A 2,234-nucleotide genomic window follows, 5' to 3' on the forward strand; every position below is an offset into this window, starting at 1 on the left:
TTTCTTAAAGTATATTCATAACAAAGATATTGATTATATTATAAATTTAGGTAATTTCCTCAAAAACGGACCTCATCCTCAAGAAGTAGTAGATATCATTACTACACACAAAAGATTTATCAACTTATTAGGAGCAGATGAGTATGATATGTTTTACAATGAAAATAAAGAAGAACTTTGTTTATATGAAAATTGGATTAAAAATATATTTGAAAATGAAACATTAGAAAAAATAAAAACATTTCCTGTATCTTTGCCCCTTGAAATGTTTGGTCAAAAGTTGTTGCTAATGACTAATGATTTAGGAGAACATAGCCTAGGACACTGGAATATACTTGCTTTAATTCTAAAATCAAATACTGTAAGAAAAATAGATATTAAAAATATACCTCAATATGATTATATTTTTTGTGGAAGAAAAGGGGTACAAGAATTAAAAGTAGAGAATTTTTCATCAGATCATCCAATAACGATTCTTAGCCCAGGAAATTTGTCTTGTTTAAGAGATAATTTAATGACTTTTGCAATGTTAGTTTTTAAGGAAAATGAAGTTGAAGTTTCTTTTAAAAAAATTTCTTATGATATAAATCAAGTATTCAGAGATTTATATGACTTAGATGTTCCTGATAAAGAGATCATTATTAAAGAAATATATAAAGTAAAAAATTTAGAAACCCTATTAGATGAAGATGATTATTTGAAAAAATATGCAAAACAAGAAGGAGATGTAGTAATTTATACAAATCATTCTGAAGATCAAATGGAAAAATATAAGGATTTTTGGAATAAAATTCTTATATATATGATACCTACATGTAAATATGTGGAATTTGGTTGCTGGAAAAATGACACATTTATTATAAATGAACTTGAAAAAATAGCAAAGATCATATCAATAGAAGAATATGGATGCGATCAAATGAGTATTACATGTATGCTCAATGAAGATATTATGGAGCTATTATCAAAAGATTTTATAACAGAAAGTGGTATCTTTAAATGGTTTGAATTAACTTTATTAAAAGAACTACATAATGAAGATGACGAGGATGATGATTCCTTAATATTGAATACAAGACATTTTGGAACTGAATATTGTTTATATCATTTAACAAAAGAACAAACAAAGTATATCAAGTCCATATGTAATCAATATGATGTACAATATAATATTTTTTAAAAATTACTTATCAAAGTAATAATCCAAGGGGAGACTTCCTAAATTCTTAACTTCTTAAGAATTTTTATTCTTTTGAATCAAGGTACCTGGTCTGTTATTCCTATTTTTTATAAAAATGTCAAATAGTCGTACTTATGACTAAATTTTTTTAGATATACTTCCTCATTTTTTTATATGATCATTAGAATAAATAGATTTGAGAGATATATCCTGTTTTTTTGAAGAAATTTACTTATTATACTAGTATAGGTTTTTGTGTAATTTTATGAATATTTATATATATTTAATTTATATTGATTAACACAACAAATTTAGAATTTAAAATTTATTATAGGAGCTGATAAAATTATGAAAACAATTTTTAAATAAGAAATTAACAATTTTTACTATGACGATATTTCTTATATCTATGCTTTCCGTTAGTTCTTACGGATATGGACAAAAGATGACTATTAAAGTTGAAAATTATGGTGATTATCCGAAGGTTATTATCAAAGACTTCGACTTAACATATTATAAGGGAAGCAGAGATAAAGCAGTTGCAGACATAGATTTAACAAATATATCTGGCATACCTTCTAATGCGAAAGTAAAAAGAATAGTATTGGGTGGAAGATGCATTGAAAATGTAGGTAATATGCATAAAGAAATACGTTGTTTACAAACTGATACAGTATATTCAACACAATATCACCTAGATAATGTACGTAATCTGGATTCAAATTTAAAAGTAAAACAAAAATGGAAAGTAATGTTTTGGTTTGAAAGAATATACGATAGATATAGCAATTCAGGAACTTGGAAACCAGAAGTAGAAATATATTTAGAACCATAGAGCTATAGAAATATAAAATTTGTTGTGTTAATTTACATGTATAAATCTAGTTATTTAAGTTGATAAAATATATTATTAAATCTATTAAAAGGAGGAGTATCTATTGAAAATAAATAACAATGTAGGGAGTTTATCTATGGTCAATACAAATCGTAAATATAATATAAGTGATATTTCTTTAGAAAATCAAGATGATATTAAAGAAAGTTCTAAAAATGT

2 protein-coding genes are annotated in these 2,234 nt (G+C 24.6%); both read left to right on the forward strand.

What is annotated here, in order from left to right; all coding sequences use genetic code 11:
- On the forward strand, positions 1-1,180 hold a 1,180-nt coding region (locus EK368_RS14810; protein ID WP_165000330.1), incomplete at its 5' end, for a hypothetical protein.
- A gap of 388 nt (positions 1,181-1,568) precedes the next feature.
- Positions 1,569-2,015, forward strand: coding sequence for a hypothetical protein (locus tag EK368_RS05355; RefSeq protein ID WP_129597191.1), 447 nt, complete (start codon positions 1,569-1,571; stop codon positions 2,013-2,015).
- The last annotated feature ends 219 nt before the right edge of the window (positions 2,016-2,234 follow it).

Source organism: Anaerophilus nitritigenes, from assembly GCF_004138215.1.
GTDB classification, from domain to species: domain Bacteria; phylum Bacillota; class Clostridia; order Peptostreptococcales; family Thermotaleaceae; genus Anaerophilus; species Anaerophilus nitritogenes.